Here is a 24,748-nt window from a genome sequence, read left to right as displayed (position 1 = left end):
ACGGCCCACCTCAGGAGGGGCGGGACTGCTGTCAGCGACCGAACCAGTCGCCGTCATCCGTGGGGTCCGGATCCGGCGTCGGCTCGGTCGGGTCACCCGAGGGCTCACCGGGCCCGCCAGGTCCACCCGGGCCGCCGGTCGAGTTGTCGTCGTCGCAGGTGATGTCCCACGGAGCGCAGGTCTGCGTCGGCTCCTCGGTCGGCTCCTCCGTCGTCGGCTCCTCCGTCGGCTGCGTCGGTTCCTCGGTCGGCTCCTCCGTCGTCGGTTCCTCCGTCGGCTCCTCCGTCGGTTCCTCGGTCGGCTCCTCCGTCGGCTCCTCCGTCGGCGGCTCGACGCCGGTACCGCGGTGCTCCACACCGAGCTGCGAGGGGTCGGGCGGCGTCGGGAAGTCCTGGATCTCCTTGCCTTCCATCGCCTGCTGCATGAACGCGAGCCAGACGTCGAGCGGCAGCGAGCCACCGTTGATCCGACGCTCTCCCGCCGTGCCGTACATCGACATGAAGCCCATCTGCTCGTCGCCGACGAGCTCCTCCTGGGAGTCGGGCATGCGCCACATGCCGATGGCCGTGGACATCTGCGGCGTGTAGCCGACGAACCAGGCGCTCCTGTTGTCGTCGGTGGTGCCGGTCTTGGCGGCGACCGGCCGGCCCAGGGGCCGCACGTCACGGCCGCTGCCCTGGTCGCCCTCGACGACCTCGGTGAGCACGTCGGTGACGGTGTCGGCGATCGCGGAGTCGAAGACCTGCTCGGTCTCGGACTCGTAGGACCACTCCCAGCCCGAGCGGCTGTTCTCCGCGTGGGTCACCGAGTACGGGTCGGCCTGCTCGCCGCTGGCGGCGAAGGTCGCGTAGGCCGTCGCCATCCGGATCGGTCCCGGGGTCGAGACACCGAGCGCGAAGGTCGGCACCGTGTCGTCGGCCCGACCGAGGCTGTCGGGCAGCAGGCCGGCGTCCTCGGCCGCGACGCTGACGGTCGCGGGGCCGACATCCATGCCCAGTTGCACGAACGGGACGTTGGCGGAGACCTCCATGGCCTCGCGGATGGTGATGTCGCCCTGGTCCTTGCCCTCGAAGTTGGCCTGGAGCCAGGGCTCTTCCTCGCCCGTCTCCGCGTTCTCGACGACGACCGGGTCGCCGTTGTAGTTCAAGATCGGCAGCATGTCCTCGCTGCGGTACAGGCTCTCGGGGGAGACCTGGGTGCGCTGCTCCCTGGCCTGCTCGACCGGACCGTCCGGATCGCGCACGCCGTCCCGCATGGCCGCCGCCAGGACGAACGGCTTGAACGTGGACCCGACCTGGGCGCCCGGGTTGTCCGCGTTGTTCACGAAGTGCTGGGTGTAGTCCTCGCCGCCGTAGATGGCCACGATCGCGCCGTCGCCGGGGATCACCGCGGCGCCGCCGAACTGCACGTGCCGGTCCTCGTCCCGCGCCTCGGGGTCGATGTTGGCGTCGCGCACCTCCTCGACGGCCGCCTCCATGTCGTCCATCAGGTGCCGGTCGAACGTGGTGTGGATCTGGTAGCCGCCCTTGTTCAGCTCCTCACGCGTCACCGCGCCCTGGCTGATCAGGAACTGGTCGGCGAGGTTGGTGAGGTAGCCGATCTGCCCGGCCTTCTCCATCGCCGGGGTCGGCGGCTCCGGCATGGGGAAGCCTTCGGCGAGGATGGCCTCGTAGTCCGCCTGGTCGAGGTCGCCGACCGTGGCCCGGCGTTCGAGAATCCACGACCAGCGGGACTCGGCACGCTCAAGATTCTCCGGGTTGGTGTCGTTGACCTCGCCGCCGTCGCCCCCGATGAACGGGTCGTACAGCGCGGGGCCCTTCAGCAGGGCGGCGAGGAACGCGCACTCGCTGTCGGTGAGTTCGTGGGCGTCCTTGCCGTAGTACGCCTGCGCCGCGGCCTGGATGCCCAGGGCGCCGCGGCCGAAGTCCGAGGTGTTGAGGTAGCCCTCAAGGATCTCGTCCTTGGTGAACTGGGCCCCCACCTTGACCGAGAGCAGCAGCTCGCGCGCCTTGCGCTCGATCGTCTGGTCCTGGGTGAGGTACATGTTCTTGACGTACTGCTGCGTGATCGTCGAACCCGACTGCACATCGCCGCCGCGCGCCATGTTCAGCACGGCGCGGCCGATGCCCATGATGTCGATGCCCGGGTCGGTGCGGAAACTGGCGTTCTCCGCGGAGATCACCGAGTCCTGCATCGCCACCGGCATGTCCTTCAGGGCGAGCCGCTGCCGGTTGATGTTGCTCTCACCGGAGACGACCATCCGCTCGCCGTCCGCCCAGTAGTAGACGTTGGTCTCCTGGACGGCGACATCGTTGGGGTCGGGCACCTCGGTCAGGGCGTACGCCAGGCCGACGAGGCCGAACAGCATCACGAAGAAGGCCAGCGTCGACCCGAGCATCTGCTTCCACGAGGGCACCCAGCGGCGCAGGCCGCTGTAGCCGGACCGTGGATAGTCGATGAAGCGCTTCTTCCTGGCCGCCTCGGCGCGCCGCCGCCCGGAGCGGGCGGCGCCCTCCGCCGCGCTCGCCGTTTCGGCCGCGCGGCGGCGGCCTCCGCCGCGCTGCATGGCGCGGCGCGCCTCGGCGCGGCTGCCGTACGGCCGTTCCGGGGTCTCACCGGCTTCGCCCCCGTGCCCCGCTGGGGGCACGGGGGGCGGGCCGGCGCGGCGCCCGGAGGACCCCGTGGCCCGGCGACCGCGGGACTGCGGCGGCTTTCGACGGTGCTCGCTCATGGGACAGCTACCTCTCGGACAGACACATTCGCCTGGTAGGGGCGGGTACTTCGGTGGGCATCCGGTCCCCCGGTGTGCGGTCCGTCCACGGGTCGGGGCGCACTGCACCCGGAACGATGACGACGCTGGCCATCGCCGGGTTCCCGCTCACGGTGGTCTGCACGGGCTAAAGACTACGCAGACCCCGCGCGCCACCTTCCGCTGCCCTGCGAACAATTGGGGCATAACACCTCGGGAGGGGCGAAGTTGTGATCCCGGTCACCGTGCCCTCGCTTGCCGGGCCCGCCCCGCCGTTCTATCGTTGCGATGTATCGAGCTGATACATCGGCTCAATGCATCGCCTCAATGCATCGCACCACATTAAGCTCGGAAGGCACGGCACGACGGATGAGAACGGAGGTGACCTCCCGGGTGAGCAGGCGCTCAGGTGTCCTGGAGTTCGCCGTTCTCGGGCTCCTGCGCGAGTCCCCGATGCACGGGTACGAGCTGCGCAAGCGGCTCAACACCTCGCTGGGCGTCTTCAGGGCGTTCAGCTACGGCTCCCTCTACCCCTGCCTGAAGACACTGGTGCAACAGGGCTGGCTCACCGAGGAGACGGGCCACAGCCCGGACGACCCCCGGGCCACCCCGCTCTCCAACCGCCGGGCGAAGATCGTCTACCGGCTCACGGCCGACGGCAAGGAGCGCTTCGAGGAACTGCTGGGCCAGACCGGCCCGGACGCCTGGGAGGACGAGCACTTCGGTGTCCGCTTCGCCTTCTTCGGCCAAACCTCGCGGGACGTGCGCATGCGCGTCCTCGAAGGCCGCCGCAGCCGGCTGGAGGAGCGCCTCGCCAAGATGCGCGCCTCCATGGCCCGCACGCGGGAGAAGCTCGACGCCTACACGCTGGAGTTGCAGCGGCATGGCATGGAGTCGGTGGAACGCGAAGTCCGCTGGCTCAACGAGCTGATCGAGAGCGAACGCGAGGGGCGCCCGCACCGCGCCTCCCCGCAGGACAGGGCCCCGGGAGAGCCGGACGGCATCCAGGGGCGCCACCGGGCGGGGTCGTCCGAGGACGACACCACCACCTGAACACACCCCCCCGCAGCCGTGCGGGGTCACGTCGAGAACACACAGGGAGCAACCGGAATGGGTTCGGTTCGCGTAGCCATCGCCGGCGTGGGCAACTGCGCCGCATCGCTGGTACAGGGCGTCGAGTACTACAAGGACGCCGCCCCGGACAGCCGGGTCCCGGGCCTGATGCACGTCCAGTTCGGCGACTACCACGTCTCGGACATCGAGTTCGTCGCCGCGTTCGACGTCGACGCCAAGAAGGTCGGCATCGACCTCAGCGACGCCATCGGCGCGAGCGAGAACAACACCATCAAGATCTGCGACGTGCCCCCGACCGGCGTGACCGTGCAGCGCGCCGAGACCCACGACGGTCTCGGCCGGTACTACCGCGAGACCATCGTCGAGTCCGACGACGAGCCCGTCGACGTCGTCCAGGTCCTCAAGGACACCCGCGCCGACGTCCTCGTCTGCTACATGCCGGTCGGCTCCGAGGAGGCGGCCAAGTACTACGCGCAGTGCGCCATCGACGCGAAGGTCGCGTTCGTCAACGCGCTGCCCGTCTTCATCGCCGGCACCAAGGAGTGGGCCGACAAGTTCACCGAGGCCGGCGTGCCGATCGTCGGTGACGACATCAAGTCGCAGGTCGGCGCCACGATCACGCACCGCGTGATGGCCAAGCTGTTCGAGGACCGCGGCGTCGTCCTCGACCGCACCATGCAGCTGAACGTCGGCGGCAACATGGACTTCAAGAACATGCTGGAGCGCGACCGGCTGGAGTCCAAGAAGATCTCCAAGACGCAGGCCGTCACCTCCCAGATCCCCGACCGCGAACTGGGCGAGAAGAACGTCCACATCGGCCCGTCCGACTACGTCGCCTGGCTCGACGACCGCAAGTGGGCCTACGTCCGCCTTGAGGGCCGCGCGTTCGGCGACGTTCCGCTGAGCCTGGAGTACAAGCTGGAGGTCTGGGACTCCCCCAACTCCGCCGGCGTGATCATCGACGCGCTGCGCGCCGCGAAGATCGCCAAGGACCGCGGCGTCGGGGGCCCGATCCTCTCCGCGTCCTCCTACTTCATGAAGTCCCCGCCCGTGCAGTACTTCGACGACATCGCGCGCGAGAACGTCGAGAAGTTCATCCGCGGCGAAGTCGACAGCTGAGCCCCGCCCGGAGCCGATCGCCCTCGCGGGCGTCAGGCCCCGGCACCCGCCCGGCCCCGCCCGGGGCCGCGCCCCGGACGAAGCGGCAGCCCCGCCCCCATTGCGGGGCTGCCGCCGTCCCTGTGCCGTCGGCGGGCAGCCGCCGACGGGCCCCCGCCGCCTTGGCTCACTCGTCGACCAGGCGGTCCACCTGGGTCGTCGTGTGCCGCAGGATCGCCTTGAACTCGTCACCCACCTTGGGCCCCTGGGACTCGGCGGGCACGAACAGGATCGACACCTGCATGTGCGGCGGCTCCGCGAACCACCGCTGCTTGCCGTCCCACACGAACGGCGACAGGTTCCGGTTCACCGTGGCCAGGCTCGCCCGCGCCATGCCCTTGGCGCGCGAGGTCATGCCGTGCAGCGCCTTCGGGGCCTCAAGGCCCACGCCGTGCGACGTGCCGCCCGCGACCACCGCGAGCCACCCGTCCCCCGGCGCCTTCTGCTGCCGGTAGCCGAAGCGGTCGCCCTTGCCGACCGGCGTCACGTCCAGCACCGCGCCCCGGTACTCGGTGGCGCCGTGGTCACCGAGCCACAGCCGGGTCCCGATCCGCGCCCGGAACGTCGTCTGCGGGAACTGCTGGCGCAGCCGCCGGAGTTGGTCCGCCGTCAGGTGGCTCACGAACATCGTGTCGAGCGGCAGCCTGGCCGCGCGCAGCCGGTCCATCCACTCGATGACCTCCTCGACCGCGTCCGTGCCGTCCGTGCGGTCGAGCGGCAGGTGGATGGCGAAGCCCTCAAGGCGCACGTCGTCCAACGCGGCCTGGAGCTTGCCGAGGTCGGAGGGCGACACGCCGTGCCGCCGCATCGTGCTCATCACCTCGACCACGACCCGCGACCCGACGAGCCCGTACACGCCGTCGACCGACGATGCCGAACGGACCACCCGGTCGGGGAGCGGAACGGGCTCCTCCGTGCGCCGGTACGGAGTCAGCACCAGGATGTCGCCGCTGAAGCGGTCCTTCATGGCCGCGGCCTCGTACGTGGTCCCCACCGCGATCGTGTCGAGGCCCATCATGGCCACCTCGTCGGCGAGCCGGTCGTGGCCGAAACCGTAGCCGTTGCCCTTGCACACGGGCACCAGACCCGGGAAATCGGCCAGAATCGACCGCTGGTGCGCCCGCCAGCGGCCGGTGTCGACGTAAAGGGTGAGCGCCATGGCGGGGGAGACCCTCTCTCTCGTGAGCCCTGCGAACGAATCAGCGCCGCGACATGTAGATGTCGAGCGCCTTGTGGAGCAGCTTGTTCAGCGGGAAGTCCCACTCACCGAGGTACTCGGCCGCCTCGCCGCCCGTTCCTACCTTGAACTGGATCAGACCGAAGAGATGGTCGGTGTCCTCCAGCGAGTCACCGATGCCCCGCAGGTCGTACACGTCCGCCTGAAGCGCGTACGCGTCCTGCAACATGCGCCACTGCATCGCGTTGGACGGTCGCACCTCGCGCTTGTGGTTGGCGGAAGCACCGTACGAATACCACACATGACCGCCCACGATCAGCATGGTCGCGGCGGCGACGGCCTCGCCCTCGTGCACCGCGAAGTACAGGCGCATGCGGTCGGGGTCCTCGTCGTTCAGCGTCCGCCACATCCGCTCGAAGTACATCAGCGGACGCGGCCTGAACTTGTCGCGTTCCGCCGTCACCTCGTACAGCTGCTGCCACACGGGGAGGTCCTCGTAGCCGCCCCTGACCACCTCGACGCCGGCCTTCTCCGCCTTCTTGATGTTCCGGCGCCACAGCTGGTTGAAACCCTTGTGGACCTCGTCGAGGGAACGACCGCGCAGCGGGATCTGGAACACGTACCGCGGCTGCACGTCGCCGAAGCCCGCGCCCTCGTCCTCGCCCTGCTGCCAGCCCATGCGCCGCAGCCGGTCGGAGACCTCGAACGCGCGCGGCTCGATCACCGTGGCCTCGACATCGCGCAGCCGCTTCACCTCGGGGTTCTGGATGCCCGCCTTGATCGCCGCCGCGCTCCACCGCCTGATGACCACGGGGGGGCCCATCTTCACCGAGAACGCGCCCTGCTGCTTCAGGTGCGCGAGCATCGGCCGGAGCCACTCCTCCAGGTTCGGCGCGTACCAGTTGATCACCGGGCCCTCCGGCAGGTACGCGAGGTACCGCTTCAGCCGCGGCAACTGCCGGTAGAGCACCAGGCCGACCCCCACCAGCTGCCCGGAGCGGTCGAACCAGCCGAGCGACTCGGAACGCCACTCGGCCTTCACATCGCCCCACGCGGGCACCTGCATGTGACTCGCCGAGGGCAGCGAGCCGATGTACGCCAGATGCTGCTCGCGACTGATGGTCCTCAGGGTCAGGCTCATATGGGGGGCTCCTCCGGCGTCAATCGCAGGGTCTGGCCGGAAGCCTAACCGCGCGGCACCCGCCGTGGGACGGCGCGGTCCCACCCCGCGCCGCGTGCCCCTTCGGCCGTCCGGCCCCCGCCCGCGGGCAGCGCGGACCGGGCGGGAGCGCCCCCGCCGCCCCCGCCCGGCCCGCGGGGCCGGGGCCGGTCTCAGCCCAGCCAGCCGCCGAACGGGCCGCCGTGCGCCACGCCCAGGTAGAAGCCGAGGGCGGCGGCCCCGAGGCCCAGCACGGCGAGGAAACGCTGGCCGGTCGTCGCCGAGATCAGCTGGGCCCAGGCGCCGGCCGCGATACCGGCCAGGCCGGCCCAGCTGCTCACCAGGTGCAGGCCGGGAAAGGCCGCGGTCACCACGGCGAGGAGGCCGAGCACGAACGCGACCGAGGCGAACCGGTTCTCGACCGGATGCGCACGGCCATCGGTGTTCAGGTAGGTCGTCGGATGCGCGAGCTGCGCCATGACGGCACCTCCAGGACTTGTGTGCGTGACTCGCTCCGGGGGCTCGTTCCCCGGGCGCGGGGCACGGCCCTCGCGCGGGCGCACGCCGCCGCGCCCCCCGGGTACCCGCCGGCCCGGCGCCCTACCGTTCCGTGCGGATTTCGGCGCGCGGGCCGCGGGCGGGTACGGTGTACTGTCCGCCCTCCGGTCCGCGTCCACGCGGGCCGCCGAGAGCGGCACACGCATCACGACCCTCCTGCCACGGATCGTCCGTGGCCGCCCGAGTCCAGAGGAGGTGGGTTTTCGCATGCGTCACTACGAGGTGATGGTGATCCTCGACCCCGATCTGGAGGAGCGCTCCGTCGCCCCCCTGATCGAGAGCTTCCTTTCCGTCGTCCGCGAGGGCAACGGGAAGGTGGAGAAGGTCGACACCTGGGGCCGTCGCCGTCTCGCCTACGAGATCAACAAGAAGCCCGAGGGCATCTACTCGGTCATCGACCTCCAGGCGGAGCCGGACATCGTCAAGGAACTCGACCGTCAGCTCAACCTGAACGAGTCGGTCATGCGGACGAAGGTCCTGCGCCCCGCCACTCACTGAGCGCGGGACGTCCAGTAGCACTGTCAGTGCCATACGTAATCATCGCAGCAACAGCAGTTAACCCGCGCCGAGAGGTACCCCCATGGCAGGCGAGACCGTCATCACGGTCGTCGGCAACCTGGTCGACGACCCCGAGCTGCGCTTCACCCCGTCCGGTGCGGCCGTAGCGAAGTTCCGCGTCGCCTCGACGCCACGGATCTTCGACCGGCAGACGAGCGAGTGGCGGGACGGCGAAAGCCTGTTCCTGACCTGCTCGGTCTGGCGCCAGGCGGCGGAGAACGTCGCCGAGTCGCTCACCAAGGGCACCCGGGTCATCGTGCAGGGCCGTCTCAAGCAGCGGTCGTACGAGGACAGGGACGGTGTCAAGCGCACGGTCTTCGAGCTGGAGGTCGACGAGGTCGGCGCCAGTCTCCGCAGTGCCACGGCGAAGGTCACCAGGGCCGCGGGCCGCGGCGGTGGCCAGGGCGGCGGCCCCGGTGGCGGTTGGGGCGGCGGCCCCGGCGGCCAGCAGGGCGGTGGCGGCGGGGCGCCCGCGGGCGACCCGTGGGCGACCGGTGCCCCGGCCGGCGGCGGCCAGCAGGGCGGCGGCGGCCAGGGTGGCGGCTGGGGCGGCGGTGGCGGCGGTGGCTACTCGGACGAGCCGCCCTTCTAGGTCACGCGCGGACGCCTTCCGCGCCGTACCCACTTCTTTTTGAACTCACCGGAGAGACACCATGGCGAAGCCGCCCGCGCGCAAGCCGAAGAAGAAGGTTTGCGTGTTCTGCAAGGAGAAGATCTCCTACGTCGACTACAAGGACACGAACCTGCTGCGGAAGTTCATCTCCGACCGCGGCAAGATCCGTGCCCGCCGGGTCACCGGCAACTGCACCCAGCACCAGCGCGATGTCGCCACGGCCGTGAAGAACAGCCGTGAGATGGCGCTGCTGCCCTACACCTCGACCGCTCGCTGAGGAAGGGGACCGAAGCGTCATGAAGATCATTCTGACCAGTGAGGTCTCCGGCCTCGGTACGGCCGGCGACGTCGTCGATGTCAAGGACGGGTACGCCCGTAACTACCTGCTGCCCCGCGGTGCCGCGATCCGCTGGACCAAGGGCGGCGAGAAGGACGTCGAGCAGATCCGCCGCGGTCGCAAGATCCGTGAGATCGCCTCGATCGAGCAGGCCAACGACGTCAAGGCCCAGCTGGAGGGCGTGACCGTCCGGCTGAAGGTCAGGGCGGGTGCGGGCGGGCGCCTCTTCGGCTCCGTCACCCCGGCCGACATCGTGTCCGCGGTCAAGACCGCGGGCGGGCCCGACGTGGACAAGCGCCGCATCGAGCTGAGCACGCCGATCAAGAGCCTCGGCTCGCACCGGGTCTCCGTCCGGCTGCACCCCGAGGTCGTGGCGCACGTCGGCCTCCAGGTGGACGCCGCCAAGTGAGTCCGTGCCGTGGCCGGGTCCCGTCCGGGGGCCCGGCCACGGCCGTCACGCCCGGACCGCCCCGGCGACGACCCAGCGCCCGGTCCTCGCGCGCAGCGCGAGGGTGACCAGCCGGGTGCCCATCATCAGCCCCGCGATGGCCCACCACAGGGCGGTGATCCCGCCCCCGGCCACCGGCACGAGCAGGGCCACGGGTGCGAACACGGCGAGGGTGAGCAGCATCGCCCAGGCCAGGTACGGCCCGTCCCCCGCTCCCATGAGGACGCCGTCGAGGACGAACACCACGCCCGCGACCGGCTGGGTCAGCGCCACCACGAGCAGGACGGGGAGCAGCAGGTCGCGCACCTCCTGATCCCCGGTGAACGCCCGCAGGACCAGGGGGCTCGCCGCGACGACCAGGACGGCGAGCAGGGCGCCGGTGGCCACGCCCCAGCCGACCATGCGCCGGCAGGCGGCCCGCGCGCCCGCGGTGTCCCCCGCGCCCAGCAGGCGGCCGACGATGGCCTGTCCCGCGATGGCGATGGCGTCCAGGGCGAACGCCAGGAGCGTCCACAGGGTGAGCGCGATCTGGTGGGCCGCCGCGTCGGTGTCACCGAGCCGGGCGGCCACCGCGGTGGCGATCAGCAGCACGGCCCGCAGCGAGAGCGTGCGGACCAGCAGCGGAACGCCGGCCCTGGCGTTGGCGAGGATGCCCGTGCGGCTCGGGCGCAGGTCGGCCCCGTGCCGCCGCGCGCCGCGGACGACCACGCGCAGGTAGACGGCGGCCATGCCGTACTGGGCGAGCACGGTGCCCCAGGCCGAGCCGGCGACGCCGCCGTCGAGGCCGTAGATGAACAGGGCGTTGAGGACGATGTTGGCCGAGAACCCGCCGATGGCGACGTACAGCGGGGTCCTGGTGTCCTGGAGGCCGCGGAGCACGCCGGTCGCGGCGAGCACGATCAGCATGGCCGGCATGCCGAGTGCGCTGATCCGCAGGTAGTCGGTGGCGTGCGGGGCCGCGGTCGCGGACGCGCCGAACGCGTCGACGAGGGCGGGTGCCGCCGGCACGAGGGCGGCGACCAGCAGCAGGCCGAGGACGACGGCGAGCCAGATGCCGTCCATGCCCTGCCTGATCGCGGTGGCGAGCCGGCCGGCGCCGACGCTGCGGGCGACCGAGGCGGTGGTGGCGTAGGCGAGGAAGACGAAGACGTTGACCGCGGTGGTCAGCAGGGCGGCGGCGATGCCGAGGCCGGCGAGCTGGGGGGTGCCGAGGTGCCCGATCATCGCGCTGTCGGCCATGAGGAACAGCGGTTCGGCGACGAGCGCGCCGAAGGCGGGGAGGGCGAGCGCGAGGATCTCGCGGTCCTGGCCGCGGGCCCGTTTCCGCCGGTCACCCGCGAGGGGAGCGGCGGGCGGTGACGGTGGGGACATGGTCCGATCCAAACATCCACAGGTAATGGACGCAAGGGGTCCAGGGTCCTTACTCATCACACGGCGGCACGTGGCCGCGCGTGGTGCGGCGGGAAGCCGTTCCGTGTGCGCCGCACCGCTTGGTCACTCATGCGTGCGAAGGGTGAAGGCGCAGCTCACGCGGGGTGCGACGCGAGCCGTTCGCCGGGCGTCGCGCGTGCCGCCCGATCGTTGTCCACAGGAATCGGACCGTTGTCCACAGGGTGTGATCTGAAATCCACATAGCCTGTGGATAACTCTGCCCGCCCCGGCCCGCCGCGCCGCCCGCCCGGCTGCCGGGACCGGGGCGACGGCGCGGGCCTCGGCTCGGCGAGAATGTCAGAGCCGTGCCGTAGGAAAGAAGCGCACGGCGGTTCGAAGCCGGAGGGAGGCGGGGTCGGTGGCTGATCTCGACGAGCACGCGGGGCCATGGGGCGGGCCCGACACCGGGGAGGCCCCTCCCGTCGCGCGACCGCGGCACAGCCCGGAGGGCGGCGACGAGGAGCGCGCGGAGTTCGAGCGGCTGCCGCCCCAGGACCTCGCGGCCGAGCAGTCGGTGCTCGGCGGCATGCTGCTGTCCAAGGACGCCATCGCCGACGTGGTCGAGGTCCTGCGCGGCCCCGACTTCTACAAGCCCGCGCACGAGACGATCTACACGGCGATCCTCGACCTGTACGCGAAGGGCGAGCCGGCCGACCCCATCACCATCTCCGCCGAGCTGACCAAGCGCGGCGAGCTGGCACGCGTCGGCGGCGCCGGCTACGTGCACCAGCTGGTCAACACGGTGCCGACGGCGGCCAACGCGGAGTACTACGCCGAGATCGTGCACGACCGCGCGGTGCTGCGGCGGCTGGTGCAGGCCGGCACGCGCATCACCCGGATGGGGTATGCGGCGGACGGCGACGTCGACGACATCGTCAACGCCGCGCAGGCCGAGGTCTACGCCGTCACCGAGCAGCGGACGGCCGAGGACTACCTGCCGCTCGGCGACATCATGGAGGGCGCGCTCGACGAGATCGAGGCCATCAGCAACCGCAGCGGCGAGATGACCGGCGTGCCCACCGGGTTCACCGACCTCGACTCCCTGACCAACGGGCTGCACCCCGGCCAGATGATCGTGATCGCCGCGCGGCCCGCGATGGGCAAGTCGACGCTCGCGCTCGACTTCGCCAGGGCCTGTTCGATCAAGCACAAGCTGCCGAGCGTCATCTTCTCCCTGGAGATGGGGCGCAACGAGATCGCGATGCGCCTCCTGTCGGCCGAGGCGCGCGTGGCGCTGCACCACATGCGTTCCGGCAGCATGACCGACGAGGACTGGAACCGCCTGGCCCGGCAGATGGCGGAGGTCAACGAGGCCCCGTTGTACATCGACGACTCGCCCAACCTGTCGATGATGGAGATCCGGGCCAAGTGCCGCCGCCTGAAGCAGCGCAACGACCTGCGGCTCATCGTCATCGACTACCTCCAGCTGATGCAGGCGGGCGGCAGCCGCCGCCCCGAGAGCCGGCAGCAGGAGGTGTCCGAGATGTCCAGGAACCTGAAGCTGCTGGCCAAGGAGCTTGAGGTGCCCGTGGTGGCGCTCTCCCAGCTGAACCGCGGACCCGAGCAGCGCACCGACAAGAAGCCGATGGTCTCCGACCTCCGTGAGTCGGGATCGATCGAACAGGACGCCGACATGGTCATCCTGCTGCACCGCGAGGACGCCTACGAGAAGGAGTCGCCGCGCGCGGGCGAGGCGGACCTGATCGTGGCCAAGCACAGGAACGGCCCGACGGCGACGATCACCGTGGCGTTCCAGGGCCACTACTCGCGCTTCGTCAACATGGAGGGCGGCTTCTGACCCGAGGCGGTCGGGCGGGTGCCCCGACCGGCCGCGGGCGGGCCCGGTGTCACGGCCGGAAGAGCCGCCAGAACGCCAGGGCCGTCTCCTCGGCCGGGGCCGGGACCTCGTCCGTGATCCAGGTGGCGAGCACGCCGATCAGGGCGCCGGCCAGGTAGGCGGCGTGCGTCTCCGGCGGCACGTCGTCGAAGCCCGGGGGGCGCCGTCCGGCGCGGAAGGAGGCGGCGAGTTCGGCCGTCAGCCGCTCCCGCATGCGCGCGGCGAACCGGGCGCTCCCCTGGGGCCCCAGCATGTGCCGGTACAGGGCCGCGCTGTCGGTGACGTGCCGGAACAGCGTCTCCAGCGGCTGGGGCACCTCGTCGCGCGGGGCGTCGAGCGGGCACAGGGCCGCCGCGCCCGCCACCTGCGCGACCGCCTCCTCCATGGCGTCCGTCACCAGCGCGTTCACGTCGGGGAAGTGCTGGTAGACCGTGGTCCGGTTCACGCCGGCCCGCTTCGCGACCTCCGACATGGTGATCGCCGCGGGGTCCTTGGCGGTGGCCAGCTCAAGTACGGCCGCGCGCAGCCGGGTCCTGCTGCGCACGGCGCGGGGATCGTCCGGGTTCATGGCACGTACGTTAGCCAACGAATGTCGGTTTACTGGCCGACAACTGTTGGATAGTGTCTCCGCCATGCGTATCGAGATCTGGGCGGACGTGGTCTGCCCCTGGGCGTACATCGGCAAGCGGCGGCTGGAGAAGGCGCTGGCGGCGCCGCGGGCCGCGGGGGCCGGGGCCGAGGTGGTCTGGCGCCCCTACCGGATCGACCCGACCGCTCCTGACGCGGCGGTCCCCTTCGAGGAGGCCCGGCGCGACCCCGCGGCGGACGCCGCGCTGCGGCAGTGCGCGCCCGGGCTGTCCCCGGACGAGAACCGGGCGCGCGTCTCCCGCGCCGCGGCGGACGAGGGTCTTGGGCCGCGGTTCGGTGCGGCCTGGCGGGCCGGAAGCCACGACGCCCACCGGCTGCTGCACCTGGCCCTCGGACACGGCGGCCCCGCGCTCCAGAACGAGGTGGCCGAGCAGGTGATGAGGGCGCACTTCGTCGACGGGGACGACATCGGCGACCGGCGCCGCCTCGGCGCCGTGGCCGCCCGTTCCGGCTTCCCCGAGGGCGCCGCGCTGCTCGAAACCGGCGCGGGCGACCACGAGGTGCGCGAACTCCTCCTGATCGGGCGGGCCAGGGGCATCGCGACCTCGCCGACGATCGTGGCCGGCGACCGCGCGCTGGCCGGCGCCCAGCCGCCCGAGGTGATCGCGGACTTCGTCGCGGCGGGCGAACCGGCCCGCCCGCTGCCCGACGAGGTGCGGCGGCTGCGCTGGGCCGAATCGCTGCTCGACCAGCGCGATCCGCTCGGCGCGCTGACCCTGCTGCGGCCCCTGCTCGACCAGCACGCGGCAGACCTCAACGTGCGCAGGGCCGCGGCCCGCGCCTACTACCACTCCGCCCAGCTGAACCGGGCGCGCGCCGTTCTGGAGCGGCTCGTCGACGAGGCGCCCGACGACGCGTACGCGCGGCTGATGCTCGGCCGTGCCCTCCAGCGGCTGGGCAGGGAGGACCTGGCCGCGCCGCACCTGAGGACGGCCGCGGCGATGTCGCCCGCGTTCGCCTGACCGGGCGGTCGCCCGGCCGGGAGCGGGCGGGGGACGCGGGGGAGCCGGGGTACTCAGCCGGTGGCGCCGCCGGCGGGCCGGGCGGGCTGGATGAGGTCGAAGAGGTTCCCGTAGCGGTCGGTGAAGACCGCGACCGTGCCGTACGGTTCCGTCCTCGGCGGGCGCACGAAGGTGACGCCCGCGGCGGTGAGGCGGTCGACGTCGGCCGCGAAGTCGTCCGTGTGCAGGAAGAACGCGACGCGCCCGCCGGTCGGGTCGCCCACGCGCTCGCGCTGGCGCGGCGTCGCGGCCCGGGCCAGCAGGAAGCCGGTGGCCGCGTCCGGGTCCGGGGCGACGACGACCCAGCGCTTGCCGGGCGGCTCGGGCGGCCCGAGCGGGGTGTCCTCGCGGAGGGTGAAGCCCAGCGCGCCCGTGTAGTGGGCGATGGCTTCGTCGTAGTCGGGAACGACCAGGGTGATCAGGGCCAGGTGGCGCATGGGTCGACGCTGCCACGCCGCCCCCGGCCGGCGGGCACCGGCCCCGCCGCGCGGTCGCGCCGCGTTTGTCAGTGGCGTGCGGCATGCTCGACGGTGTGTACAGGGAACGGGCCTCGCGCCTGGGGGACGGCGCGGTGGTGTGGCACAGCAGGGCGGACGCGACCTCGTCGGGCCGGGTCCTGCCCGACGGCTGCATGGACCTGCTGTGGCGGGACGGGGAGTTGTCCGTGGCGGGTCCCGACACGCGGGCGCACGTGTGGACGGTCACGGACGGGCAGCGGTGCACCGGTCTGCGTCTCGCGCCCGGGGCGGGTCCGCTCGTGCTCGGGGTGCCGGCCGACCAGCTGACGGACCGGCGCGTGCCGCTCGGCGCGCTGTGGGGCGACGCGCGGGCGCGCGAGCTCGCCGAACGGCTCGCGGCGGCGCCGCGACCCGGCGAGGCGCTTGAGGCGCTGGCCGAGGAGCGGCTGCTGCGCGCCGGGCCGCCCGCGGGGGAGGGCGCGTGGCGGCGCGCGGTGGTGGAGGCGACCGGCGCCGGCCGGGGGGTGGCCGAGACCGCGTGGCGGCTCGGCCTGAGCGAGCGGCAGCTGCGGCGGCGCAGCCGCGCGGCGTTCGGCTACGGGCCGAAGACGCTCGCGCGGGTGCTGCGGATGCAGCGGGCGCTCGCCCTGGCCAGGGAGGGCACGCCGCTCGTGGCGACGGCCGCGCTCGCCGGGTACGCGGACCAGGCGCACCTGGCGCGCGAGGTGCGGGAGCTGGCCGGGGTGCCGATATCGGCGCTGCTGGCCGGGCGGGTCGGTGACCCGGCGCCGCGCGAGCTCGCGGCGGCTCAGGAGCCCGCCTGACCCGTTTCGAGCCAGGCGAACAGGTCGATGCCGTTGCCGTCCGGGTCGAGCACGACGGCGTACCGCTGCCCCCAGAACGCGTCCCACGGCTCCTTCTCCCCCGTGTACCCGGCCCGCACCAGGTCGGCGTACTGCGCGTCGACGTCGGCCGGGCTGTCGCAGAGGAACGAGAGGACGATGCGCCGCGCGGTCGGCCGGTCGCCGCCCGAGGCGCCGTCGCCGAAGACCTTCGCGTCGTCCCAGGCGAGGCGGAGGCCGCTCGGCAGCGTCGTCTCCACGTGCGGTTCGCTCTCCGCGCCCTCGGGGATGTCGAGGCCGAGGCGCCGGTAGAAGGCGAGGGAGGCGGGGATGTCGTCGCTGACGATGCCGATGAGGTCGAGTCGAGGTGTCATGGCGGCAGCCTAGGCAGCGGCGGACCGGCCGGTCTTGAACGAACCGGACGTGCCGCCCGCCGTCCGGTGCCCGCCGTCGGTGCCCGGTGCGCGCCTGCGGAAGCCCCTGGCACCGGACCGTTCCGCACGGTAAGTGTGACGCCATGACACACACGCACATGGACCTGCTGCCCGCCACCCGCCGCGCCCTCGACCACCGCCTCGCCGTGACCCAGGCGGAGGGCCGGGCGCCCTCCGTGGTCGCCGCGGTCGTGCGGGAGGGCCGGGTGGTGTGGTCAGGAGGGCGCGGCGAGCTGCCGCCGGGGGCCGACCCGGCCGACGTCCAGTACCGCGTCGGGTCCATCACGAAGTCCCTGACGGCGGTGCAGGTGCTGCGGCTGCGCGACGAGGGGCTGCTCGATCTCGGGGACCCGGTGGGCCGGCACGTCGCCACGCCGCACGGCGGCACGGCCACCGTGGCCCAGCTGCTCGGGCACACGGCGGGGCTCGCGGCCGAGGCGCGCGGCCCGTGGTGGGAGCGCACGGACGGCGCGTTGCGCCCCGAACTCGCCGACATCTTCGGCGAGCGGCCCCAACGGCACCCGGCGGGACGGCGGTTCCACTACTCGAACCCCGGCTACGCGCTGCTCGGCGCGCTGATCGAGACGCTGCGCGGCGCGTCCTGGGCGGAGGTGCTGCGCGCCGAGGTGCTGGCGCCGCTCGGCATGACGCGCACCGGCCCGCTGCCCTCGGCGCCCCACGCCAGGGGCTGGGCGGTCCACCCCTTCGCCGACGTGCGCCAGCCGGAGCCGGCGGTCGACCTCGGCCGGCTCGCCGCCGCGGGCCAGTTGTGGTCGACGACGGGCGACCTGGCCGCGTTCGCCGCCTTCCTCCTGGACGGCGACGACCGGGTGCTCGGCCCGGCCGCGCTCGCGGAGCTGCGGACGCCCGCGGCGGCGCCCGAGCCGGCGGACTGGGACACCGGCTACGGCCTCGGCGTTCAAGTGGCGCGGCGGCAGGGCCGACTGCTCGTGGGGCACGGCGGCTCCCTGCCCGGCTTCGTGGCCAGCGTGTGGGTGAGCCCGGCGGACCGGGTGGGCGCGGTGGCGCTGGCGAACGCGACGTCCGGCGTCGCGACGGCCGCGCTGACCGCCGGGCTGATCGACCTGGTCGCCACGAACGAGCCGCTGCCGCCCGAGCCGTGGCGCCCGGCGCGCGAAGCGGACCCCGAGCTGGTCGCGCTCACCGGCGTGTGGCACTGGGGCTCCGCGCCGTGCGCGCTCCGGTTGCACGACGGGCGCGTCCTGTCGCTCGGGCCGTTGGCGGACGGGGGGCGCAGGTCGCGGTTCCTGCCGGCCGCGGACGGGACGTGGACGGGGACCGACGGCTACTACGCGGGGGAGACGCTGCGGGTGGCGCGCCGCGCGGACGGCTCCGTCGACCACATCGACGTGGGGTCGTTCGTGTTCACGCGCGAGCCCTACGAGCCGGGCGCGGACGTGCCGGGCGGCAGCGACCCCGAGGGCTGGAGGTGACGGGAGAGGGCGCACCGGGACCGCGCCGGGGGGCGAAACAGAAGAATCACGCGTATCGGGAGAGGACTTGTGTCTCAGCCGTATAACGGTAGGGTCGGTTCCGCGTCCTGGCGGCTTGAAGCCGTTCAGTTTATGGGATGCGGGGGGCTCGATGGCCGGGTTTCCGGTTAACCACCCGCTCCCGGTGACCGCGCTGACACGCTGTGCCACCGGGAGTTGATCGAGGCGAGGCAGGGTCATGACCGCACTATCGGCCGACGACGGCGCCATCACCACCGGGAGCGACCACGTGCCCGGGCGAGGGCGGCGGGCGCCCTCGCCCGACGCCGTCGCGATCAGGCGCACACTGGCCGAGATCGAGCCGGTCGCGGACGAGGCGACCTCCTACTTCTACGCGCTTCTCTTCCTGCACAACCCGGGGCTGCGCGACCTGTTCCCGGCCGCGATGGACACGCAGCGCGACCGGCTGTTCGGCGCGCTGCTGACCGCGGCCGAGCACATCGACGACACGGTCATGCTCACCGAGTACCTGGAGCAACTGGGCCGCGGGCACCGCAAGTACGGCACCAGGTCCGAGCACTACCCGGCCGTGGGCGAGGCGTTGATGTACGCGCTGGAACGCTACGCGCCCCGGACGTGGGACGCGGAGAGCGAGGCGGCGTGGGTGCGCGCGTACACGGTCTTCAGCCAGACGATGATCGACGCCGCCGCGGCGGACGAGCTGCACGCGCCGCCGTGGTGGCAGGCGGAGATCGTGTCCCACGAACGGCGCACGAGCGAGGTCGCGGTGGTGACCGTGCGGCCCGACCAGCCCTACCCGTACCGCGCCGGGCAGTACGCGAGCGTCGAGACGCCCTGGTGGCCGCGGGTGTGGCGGTCCTACTCGTTCGCGTCGAGGCCGCGTTCCGACGGGCTGCTGTCCTTCCACGTCAAGGCCGTGCCCGCGGGCTGGGTCTCGCGCGCGCTCGTGCACCGGGCCAGGCGCGGGGACGTGCTGCGGCTCGGGCCGCCCAGCGGGTCGATGGCCGTCGACCACGCGTCGAGCCGCGGGCTGCTGTGCGTGGGCGGCAGCACGGGCATAGCGCCGATCAAGGCGCTGGTCGAGGACGTCGCCGAGCACGGGAGGCGGCGGCCGGTCGAGGTGTTCTTCGGCGCGAACCGCGACGCGGACCTGTACGACCTCGACTCCTTCCTCGATCTGGAACGGCGCCTGCCGTGGCTGTCCGTTCGCCCGGTCGTCGCCCACCTGGCGACGCGCGGGTTCGCCGGCCAGCTCCCGGAGGCGGTGCGGCAGTTCGGGCCGTGGCGCGAGTTCGACGGCTACCTGTCGGGGCCGCCGCAGATGATCAGGAAAAGCGTGGACGCGCTGGTGTCCTCGGGTGTCCCTCAGGACCGTATATGGCACGACTTCCTGGGGACCCTCGTATCCTCCGGTGGCAGGTGACCGAGATCCGGGGCGTGCTGAAACGTTCCTGGACGTGCTGAGAAGTGATGTAACCAGATGTCAGGGATAGCAGGCATGGGCAACGAGGGAGGCGGGCAGCCCCCGGCGCTCCCGGGACGACGGCGTGGCAGCGAGGGGGAACGCGCCCTCCAGCGCCGCCTGGGGACCGAGCGACGCGCCGAGCGCTTCTACGACGAGCAGGTGCTCGATCACCTGAACGAGCGGATGCGGGAGTTCGTCGCCCGGCAGGAGATGTTCTTCCTGGCCACATCGGACGCGCGCGGCGAGTGCGACAACACGTTCCGCGCCGGGCCGCCCGGCTTCCTGCACGTGCTCGACCCGGGCGCGCTCGCGTTCCCTGAGTACCGGGGGAACGGCGTGCACGCCTCCCTGGGGAACATCACCGAGAACCCGCACGCCGGGCTGCTGCTGATGGACTTCGACCGGGCCAGGATCGGCCTGCACATCAACGGGCGGGCGCAGGTCGTCACGGACGCCGAACTGCGCGCGGAGCACCCGGAACTGCCGACGGACACGATCCCGGGGCGGCGCGCGGAGCTGTGGGTGCGCATCGAGGTCGAAGAGGCGTACATCCACTGCGCCAAGCACATACCGCAGTTGGTGAAGGCCACGCGCCGCACGGCGCGGGAGTGGGGCACCGACGACTACAAGCGCAAGGGCGGCGACTTCTTCGGTGCGGCGCGCGACGCGCAGGCGCGCCGGGAGGGCGCGCCCGAGGGCGTGTCGTCCGACCGGCGGCCGGCCGGACCGCCCCGGCGCCCGGAGCCCGACGTGCCGACCGCGCCCCCGGCGCCCGCGCCGGTCGCTTCCCTGCCCCCCGCGCCCGCGCCCGAGCCCGCGGGGCACGTGCCCGTCGCGCCGCCGCCCGCCGCCCTGCCCGCGCCTTCCCCGGTCGCGCCGCCCCCGCTGCCCGCCGCGCCGGAACCGGTGTCCGCGTCCTCCTGGCCGCAGCCCGCCGCCCCCTCGCTGCCCGCCGCGCCCGTGGCGCCCGCGCTCGGGCCCGCCGGCCCGGCGGGGCCTGACGGCGGCTCCCCCGCGACCCCCCAGGAACGTTCGCGGGAACGTCCGCGGGAACGCGCCCCCGAGGGGCCGGACGCGCCGCTCCCGCCACGCCTCCCGCGCCGCATCCCCGCCCGGTCGCTCGAACGCTCCTCTCCCGAGCCGTTCTCCGCGTTCCACCGGCCCGCGCAGACGTCCCGACCCGCGCCGCCTCCGCCGCCCCCACCCACGCCGCCGCCCCCACCCACGCCGGCGCCCTCTCCCACGCCGGCGCCCTCTCCCACGCCGGCGCCCTCTCCCGTCTACGCGCCGCCTCCCGCTCCCCCGCCCGCCCCCGCCGTGCCGCCCGCGGCGCAGGCACCGCCGCCCGCCGTGCACGAGCCGCCCGCCGTGCACGAGCCGCCCGCCGTGCACGAGCCGCCCGCCGTGCACGAGCCGTCGACCGTCCCGCAGCCGCCGCCGGACGTGCAGGCGTGGCAGGAGGAGGCGCGGCGCGCGCTCGAACGCGCCAGGAGCCGGGGCAGCGGCAGCGGGGGCGGCTGGTTCGGCTGAGCGCTCGGGGACGAGGGTCCCGCCACCCGTGCCGCCGGGTTCAGGACCGGCCCGCGAAATCGGGCGCCAGGAGCGCCAGGACCCCCGCGACGTTGCGCGTCAGGTAGGCGCGGAGCGAGGCCGGGACCAGGTTCACCGACGTGAGCCCCTCGGGCGTGAACGGCAGCCGCACGGTCTCGTACGTGCCGCGCGGCGCGTCGACCTCAGGGCCGTGCCGCAGCGCGGGGTCGAGGGCGGCGAGGCGGCACGCGAAGAAGTGCTGCACCTTCAGCCCCGGCGGGGTGCCCTCCCCCGGCTCAGGGGTGTGCGCCACGGTGTCGACGAACGCGGGCACCACGTTCGTGATCTCCGCCCCGAGCTCCTCGCGCAGCTCCCGGCGCAGGGCGTCGAGCACGGAGCGGTCGGACGGCTCGACCCCGCCCCCCGGCGTGATCCAGTAGGGCGCGCGCCCCGGTCTGGTGCGTTTGATGACGACGAGGTGCGGGCCGTCCAGCAGGATGGCGCGGGCGGTGCGTTTGACCACGGGTTCCGCGGGGGGCATGGCCATCATGTGGCCCGCCCGGGCCGCGCCGAAACCTTCAGCCGCGGGCCGCGCCGCCCCCGCGGGCCGCGGTGTCGAGGGCCTGCCGGACGTCGGCCACGAGGTCCGCGGTGTCCTCGACGCCGACCGAGAGCCGCACGAACCCCTCGGGCACGGCGTCGCCGCCCCACCGGCCCCTGCGCTCCGCGGTCGACCGCACCCCGCCGAAGCTCGTCGCGTCGTCCACCAGGCGCAGCGCGGCGAGGAAGCGTTCGGCGTGCGCGCGGTCGGGCAGCGTGAACGACACGACGCTGCCGAACCGCCGCATCTGCCGCGCCGCCACGGCGTGCGCCGGGTCCTCGGGCAGGCCCGGGTAGCGCGGGTCGTCCACCTCGGAACGCTCGCGCAGCAGGGTGGCGACGGCGAGCGCGTTGATCTGCTGGCGTTCGACGCGCAGGTGCAGCGTGGCGATGCCGCGGTGCGCCAGCCACGCCTCCATGGGGCCGAGGATGGCGCCCGTGGTGGTGCGCCAGGAGCGCAACGCCTCCGCGAGCGCCGGGTCGCGGGCCACGGCGTAGCCGAGCAGGACGTCGCCGTGGCCGTTCAGCGCCTTGGTGCCGCTGGCCACGGACAGGTCGGCGCCCAGGCCGAGCGGGCGCTGGCCGAGCGGCGTGGCCAGGGTGTTGTCGACCGCGACCAGCGCGCCGCGCGCGTGGGCCGCGTCCGCGAGGCGGCGGATGTCCGCCGTGTCGAGGCCGGGGTTGGACGGCGTCTCGATCCACAGCAGCCGCACGTCGTCGTCGAGCAGCGCGAGCTGCGCGTCCCCGGCGGTCGGCGCGGTGCGGACGGTGACGCGGAACTCCTCAAGCCGCGCGCGCAGGCGCGGCAGCAACTGGTAGCCGTCCGACGGCAGCACCGCCGTGTCGCCGGGGCGCAGCAGGCCGAAGAGCACCGCCGCGGTCGCGGCCATGCCGGACGGGAAGACGACGGCCTCGGCGTCGTGGTCGGGGGATTCGAGCCCGGCGACGGCGGATTCGAGCGCGGACCACGTCGGGTTGTTCTCACGGCCGTACCCGTAGGGCGCGTCGGCCGGATCGCCGGGCAGGTGGAAGTGGGCGGCGAGCACAGGGCCGGGCAGCGGTGGCTGATAGGCGGCGGGCTCGGGCAGCCCGGCGCGTACGGCGCGTGTTCCGTCCCCGGTCATCCCGGTCCTCCGTGCGGTCGTGCCGCCGTCTTCCTCGGGCTCCGGCGGCTGCGCTGCGGCGCGGTCGTCGTGGACGCGCGCTCCCTGGCCGCACGAGTGTACGGGTATGGGCGGGTAGGAGGGGAAACGGGGCGTGCGCGCCCGGCGGTTCCGGCCACGCCCGCGTGTTCTCCGCGCGTGTCCCGGCGAGGCGCGGGGGCGTGCGCCCGGGCGGCTGCGGCGCGCGGCCGGTGGTCCGCGGGCGTGCCGCCGCGCGCGGGCGCGCGTTCAGGCGGCGAGCGCCGCGCGTGCGGTGGCGCCGCTCTCCGGACCGTAGGCGCCGCCGAACAGGGCGGCGTGGATCAGCACGTGGTGCAACTGGTGCAGGGGCGCGCGGGCACGCCGGCCCGGCAGCGGGCGCACGTCCTCGTAGGCGCGGATCAGGCGGTCGAAGTGCGGGCAGCCGGACAGTTCGAGGAAGGCCAGGTCGGCCTCGGGGTGGCCGCCCTGGGCGGCCGGGTCGATCAGGTGCGGGCGGCCGTCGGGCGTCCACAGGATGTTGCCGGCCCACAGGTCGCCGTGGATGACGGCGGGCGGCTGCGGTGGCCCCGCGACCCGGTCGATGCCGTCGCACAGCCGCTCGACGTCGCGCGCGTCCTCCGCCGCGATGCCGCCGCTGTCGACGGCGAGCCGCAGCAGCGGCAGCAGCCGGTGCTCCGCGTGGTAGGCGGGCCAGCCGGCCGGGTCGGTGACGGGCGGTGCCGGGGTGGTCAGCGGCACGGGCCCGAGGTAGAGCGGTCCCGCGGTGCCGTAGTGGGGTGCGGGCGTGGCGTGCAGGGCGGCCAGCTCGGACCCGAGGCGTTCCGCCTGGGCGGGCGTGGGGGCCGCCGTGTCGACCCATTCGAGGACGAGCAGGTCGGGGAACGCGGCCAGCACGCCGGGCACCGCGACGGTGCCCGTGCTGCGCAGCAGGTCGAGGCCGGCGGCCTCCGCGGCGAAGAAGTCCGGCGGCGGCTGCGGCACCGTTTTGGCGAACACGGTGCGTCCGTCGTCGAGTTCGACCCGGTAGGCGGCGCAGATGTCGCCGCCGGGGACCGGGCGCGCGGCGACGGGCGCCGCGCCGCTCAGCCCGGCCACGCGCCGGCCGAGCGCCGCCGCGCGCGGGTCGGCGCCCGGGTCGGCGCCCGGGCCGGTCACGGTGCCTCCCCGGCCCCTGGCCGGCGTCGGCGAATGGTGTCGAGCAGGTCGGGCACGGCCTCCTCGATGAGGGCGAGGCAGTCGGCGAAGCCCTCGTCCTCGCCGTAGTAGGGGTCGGGCACGTCGAGGTCGCCGGCCCGCAGCAGCCGTACCTTCGCGGCCTGTTCAGGACTCGGCGCCAGGCGGCGCAGCGCGCGGGCGTGCCCCCGGTCGAGCGCCACGACGAGGTCGTACCTGGGGAACCACTCGGCCTCGAACTGCCTGGCGGTGTGGTCCGCCGGCCGCGCGTCGTACCCCGCCGCGGCGAGCGCCGCGGTGGCGCGCGGGTCGGCGGGGTCGCCGGCGTGCCAGCCGCCGGTGCCCGCGCTGTCGACGACCACGTGCGCGCCGAGGCCGGCCTCGGCCAGGCGGGCGCGCAGCACGGCCTCGGCCATGGGCGAACGGCAGATGTTCCCGCTGCACACGAAGCAGACCCGGTAGGGCTCGCCGGGACCGGCCGCGGGGCCGGAGACCGTCGGGTCAGTCACGATCGAACACCATGTTGACCGCCCAGGACACGACGGAGATGATCAGTCCGCCGAGGAACGCGGACCCGAACCCGTCGACCTCGAACGCGTCGCCGGCGAGCCAGCCGGTGAGCATCAGCATCAGGGCGTTGATGACCAGGGTGAACAGCCCGAGGGTGAGGATCAGCACGGGCAGGGACAAGAACTTGACGACGGGCTTGACGATCATGTTCACCAGGCCGAAGATCAGCGCGACGACGAGCAGCGTCACCACCTGTCCGCCGGTGCTGGGATCGTCCTTCCCCAAGGTGATGTCGTCCACCAGCCAGACGGCGGCGGCCAGGGCCAGCGCGTTGGCGAGGAACCGCACGAGAATGCTTGTCATACAGG

General features: G+C 73.4%; 25 protein-coding genes. 12 read left to right on the top strand and 13 right to left on the bottom strand.

Annotated elements, in window-relative coordinates; translation table 11 throughout:
- Positions 1-31 precede the first annotated feature (31 nt).
- Complete coding sequence (locus tag LC193_RS14655) at positions 32-2,566, bottom strand: transglycosylase domain-containing protein (RefSeq protein WP_226074610.1); 2,535 nt, start codon at positions 2,564-2,566, stop codon at positions 32-34.
- 576 nt (positions 2,567-3,142) lie between these two features.
- Between LC193_RS14655 and LC193_RS14650 the strand changes: the two genes are divergently transcribed.
- On the top strand, positions 3,143-3,802 hold the full coding sequence (locus LC193_RS14650; RefSeq protein ID WP_226074609.1) for a PadR family transcriptional regulator: 660 nt from the start codon (positions 3,143-3,145) through the stop codon (positions 3,800-3,802).
- Between the two features lie 57 nt (positions 3,803-3,859).
- Positions 3,860-4,942 (top strand): inositol-3-phosphate synthase, encoded by a 1,083-nt coding sequence (locus LC193_RS14645; protein ID WP_086159643.1) that lies wholly within the window; start codon positions 3,860-3,862, stop codon positions 4,940-4,942.
- A gap of 166 nt (positions 4,943-5,108) precedes the next feature.
- Here the strand turns inward: LC193_RS14645 and LC193_RS14640 are convergent, their stop codons facing one another.
- From LC193_RS14640 to LC193_RS14630, 3 genes are all read right to left on the bottom strand, one after another.
- On the bottom strand, positions 5,109-6,140 hold the full coding sequence (locus tag LC193_RS14640) for an alanine racemase (RefSeq protein WP_226074608.1): 1,032 nt from the start codon (positions 6,138-6,140) through the stop codon (positions 5,109-5,111).
- A 40-nt stretch (positions 6,141-6,180) separates the two neighbouring features.
- Positions 6,181-7,299, bottom strand: coding sequence for a lipid II:glycine glycyltransferase FemX (locus tag LC193_RS14635; RefSeq protein WP_226074606.1), 1,119 nt, complete (start codon positions 7,297-7,299; stop codon positions 6,181-6,183).
- Positions 7,300-7,490: 191 nt separating this feature from the next.
- Entirely contained in the window at positions 7,491-7,796 is a 306-nt protein-coding gene (locus LC193_RS14630) for a hypothetical protein (protein WP_226074604.1), read from the bottom strand.
- 286 nt (positions 7,797-8,082) lie between these two features.
- On the opposite strand from LC193_RS14630, the gene rpsF reads away from it, so the two are divergent.
- From rpsF to rplI, 4 genes are all read left to right on the top strand, one after another.
- The gene (gene rpsF, locus LC193_RS14625; protein ID WP_086159647.1) at positions 8,083-8,373 is read left to right on the top strand and encodes a 30S ribosomal protein S6; all 291 of its coding nucleotides are present in this window, start codon (positions 8,083-8,085) and stop codon (positions 8,371-8,373) included.
- Positions 8,374-8,455: 82 nt separating this feature from the next.
- Complete coding sequence (locus LC193_RS14620) at positions 8,456-9,025, top strand: single-stranded DNA-binding protein (RefSeq protein ID WP_226074603.1); 570 nt, start codon at positions 8,456-8,458, stop codon at positions 9,023-9,025.
- A 61-nt stretch (positions 9,026-9,086) separates the two neighbouring features.
- Positions 9,087-9,323, top strand: a complete 237-nt coding sequence (gene rpsR / locus LC193_RS14615; RefSeq protein ID WP_003978893.1) for a 30S ribosomal protein S18 — start codon at positions 9,087-9,089, stop codon at positions 9,321-9,323.
- Positions 9,324-9,342: 19 nt separating this feature from the next.
- Positions 9,343-9,792: a 50S ribosomal protein L9 gene (gene rplI / locus LC193_RS14610; RefSeq protein WP_226074600.1), complete on the top strand. Its 450-nt coding sequence runs from the start codon at positions 9,343-9,345 to the stop codon at positions 9,790-9,792.
- Between the two features lie 45 nt (positions 9,793-9,837).
- Here rplI and LC193_RS14605 read toward each other — a convergent pair whose 3' ends face one another.
- Positions 9,838-11,202 (bottom strand): MATE family efflux transporter, encoded by a 1,365-nt coding sequence (locus LC193_RS14605; RefSeq protein ID WP_226074598.1) that lies wholly within the window; start codon positions 11,200-11,202, stop codon positions 9,838-9,840.
- Positions 11,203-11,620: 418 nt separating this feature from the next.
- Here LC193_RS14605 and dnaB point away from each other — a divergent pair, with 418 nt between their 5' ends.
- Positions 11,621-13,060, top strand: coding sequence for a replicative DNA helicase (dnaB, locus tag LC193_RS14600; RefSeq protein WP_086159650.1), 1,440 nt, complete (start codon positions 11,621-11,623; stop codon positions 13,058-13,060).
- A 49-nt stretch (positions 13,061-13,109) separates the two neighbouring features.
- Here dnaB and LC193_RS14595 read toward each other — a convergent pair whose 3' ends face one another.
- Complete coding sequence (locus LC193_RS14595) at positions 13,110-13,667, bottom strand: TetR/AcrR family transcriptional regulator (protein ID WP_226074597.1); 558 nt, start codon at positions 13,665-13,667, stop codon at positions 13,110-13,112.
- A gap of 64 nt (positions 13,668-13,731) precedes the next feature.
- Here LC193_RS14595 and LC193_RS14590 point away from each other — a divergent pair, with 64 nt between their 5' ends.
- Entirely contained in the window at positions 13,732-14,709 is a 978-nt protein-coding gene (locus tag LC193_RS14590) for a DsbA family protein (protein WP_226074596.1), read from the top strand.
- Positions 14,710-14,762: 53 nt separating this feature from the next.
- Here LC193_RS14590 and LC193_RS14585 read toward each other — a convergent pair whose 3' ends face one another.
- Positions 14,763-15,185 carry a VOC family protein gene (locus LC193_RS14585; protein ID WP_226074595.1) on the bottom strand — a complete coding sequence of 141 codons (423 nt, stop codon included), beginning with the start codon at positions 15,183-15,185 and terminating at the stop codon, positions 14,763-14,765.
- A 95-nt stretch (positions 15,186-15,280) separates the two neighbouring features.
- Here LC193_RS14585 and LC193_RS14580 point away from each other — a divergent pair, with 95 nt between their 5' ends.
- Positions 15,281-16,030, top strand: coding sequence for a helix-turn-helix transcriptional regulator (locus LC193_RS14580; protein WP_226078623.1), 750 nt, complete (start codon positions 15,281-15,283; stop codon positions 16,028-16,030).
- On the opposite strand, the gene LC193_RS14575 is transcribed toward LC193_RS14580, so the two are convergent.
- Positions 16,015-16,422 carry a VOC family protein gene (locus LC193_RS14575; protein ID WP_226074594.1) on the bottom strand — a complete coding sequence of 136 codons (408 nt, stop codon included), beginning with the start codon at positions 16,420-16,422 and terminating at the stop codon, positions 16,015-16,017. The genes LC193_RS14580 and LC193_RS14575 overlap by 16 nt on opposite strands.
- Before the next feature lie 143 nt (positions 16,423-16,565).
- Between LC193_RS14575 and LC193_RS14570 the strand changes: the two genes are divergently transcribed.
- From LC193_RS14570 to LC193_RS14560, 3 genes are all read left to right on the top strand, one after another.
- Positions 16,566-17,936 carry a serine hydrolase domain-containing protein gene (locus tag LC193_RS14570; RefSeq protein WP_226074593.1) on the top strand — a complete coding sequence of 457 codons (1,371 nt, stop codon included), beginning with the start codon at positions 16,566-16,568 and terminating at the stop codon, positions 17,934-17,936.
- A gap of 238 nt (positions 17,937-18,174) precedes the next feature.
- Complete coding sequence (locus tag LC193_RS14565; protein ID WP_226074592.1) at positions 18,175-19,380, top strand: globin domain-containing protein; 1,206 nt, start codon at positions 18,175-18,177, stop codon at positions 19,378-19,380.
- A 75-nt stretch (positions 19,381-19,455) separates the two neighbouring features.
- Positions 19,456-20,952, top strand: a complete 1,497-nt coding sequence (locus tag LC193_RS14560) for a pyridoxamine 5'-phosphate oxidase family protein (protein WP_226074591.1) — start codon at positions 19,456-19,458, stop codon at positions 20,950-20,952.
- A 40-nt stretch (positions 20,953-20,992) separates the two neighbouring features.
- Here LC193_RS14560 and LC193_RS14555 read toward each other — a convergent pair whose 3' ends face one another.
- The 5 genes from LC193_RS14555 to LC193_RS14535 all read right to left on the bottom strand — a co-directional run bounded on the left by LC193_RS14555 (position 20,993) and on the right by LC193_RS14535 (position 24,743).
- Positions 20,993-21,493, bottom strand: coding sequence for an NUDIX domain-containing protein (locus LC193_RS14555; RefSeq protein WP_226074590.1), 501 nt, complete (start codon positions 21,491-21,493; stop codon positions 20,993-20,995).
- Between the two features lie 37 nt (positions 21,494-21,530).
- Complete coding sequence (locus LC193_RS14550) at positions 21,531-22,676, bottom strand: cystathionine gamma-lyase (RefSeq protein WP_226074589.1); 1,146 nt, start codon at positions 22,674-22,676, stop codon at positions 21,531-21,533.
- 267 nt (positions 22,677-22,943) lie between these two features.
- Positions 22,944-23,852 carry a fructosamine kinase family protein gene (locus LC193_RS14545; RefSeq protein WP_318842158.1) on the bottom strand — a complete coding sequence of 303 codons (909 nt, stop codon included), beginning with the start codon at positions 23,850-23,852 and terminating at the stop codon, positions 22,944-22,946.
- Positions 23,849-24,379 carry a low molecular weight protein-tyrosine-phosphatase gene (locus LC193_RS14540; protein ID WP_226074588.1) on the bottom strand — a complete coding sequence of 177 codons (531 nt, stop codon included), beginning with the start codon at positions 24,377-24,379 and terminating at the stop codon, positions 23,849-23,851. Before LC193_RS14540 ends, LC193_RS14545 begins: the two co-directional genes overlap by 4 nt.
- Positions 24,372-24,743 (bottom strand): phage holin family protein, encoded by a 372-nt coding sequence (locus LC193_RS14535; RefSeq protein ID WP_226074587.1) that lies wholly within the window; start codon positions 24,741-24,743, stop codon positions 24,372-24,374. Before LC193_RS14535 ends, LC193_RS14540 begins: the two co-directional genes overlap by 8 nt.
- Positions 24,744-24,748: the final 5 nt, after the last annotated feature.

The organism is Streptomyces marincola (genome assembly GCF_020410765.1).
Lineage (GTDB): Bacteria > Actinomycetota > Actinomycetes > Streptomycetales > Streptomycetaceae > Streptomyces > Streptomyces marincola.
This window is presented reverse-complemented; position numbering and strand designations above follow the sequence as displayed.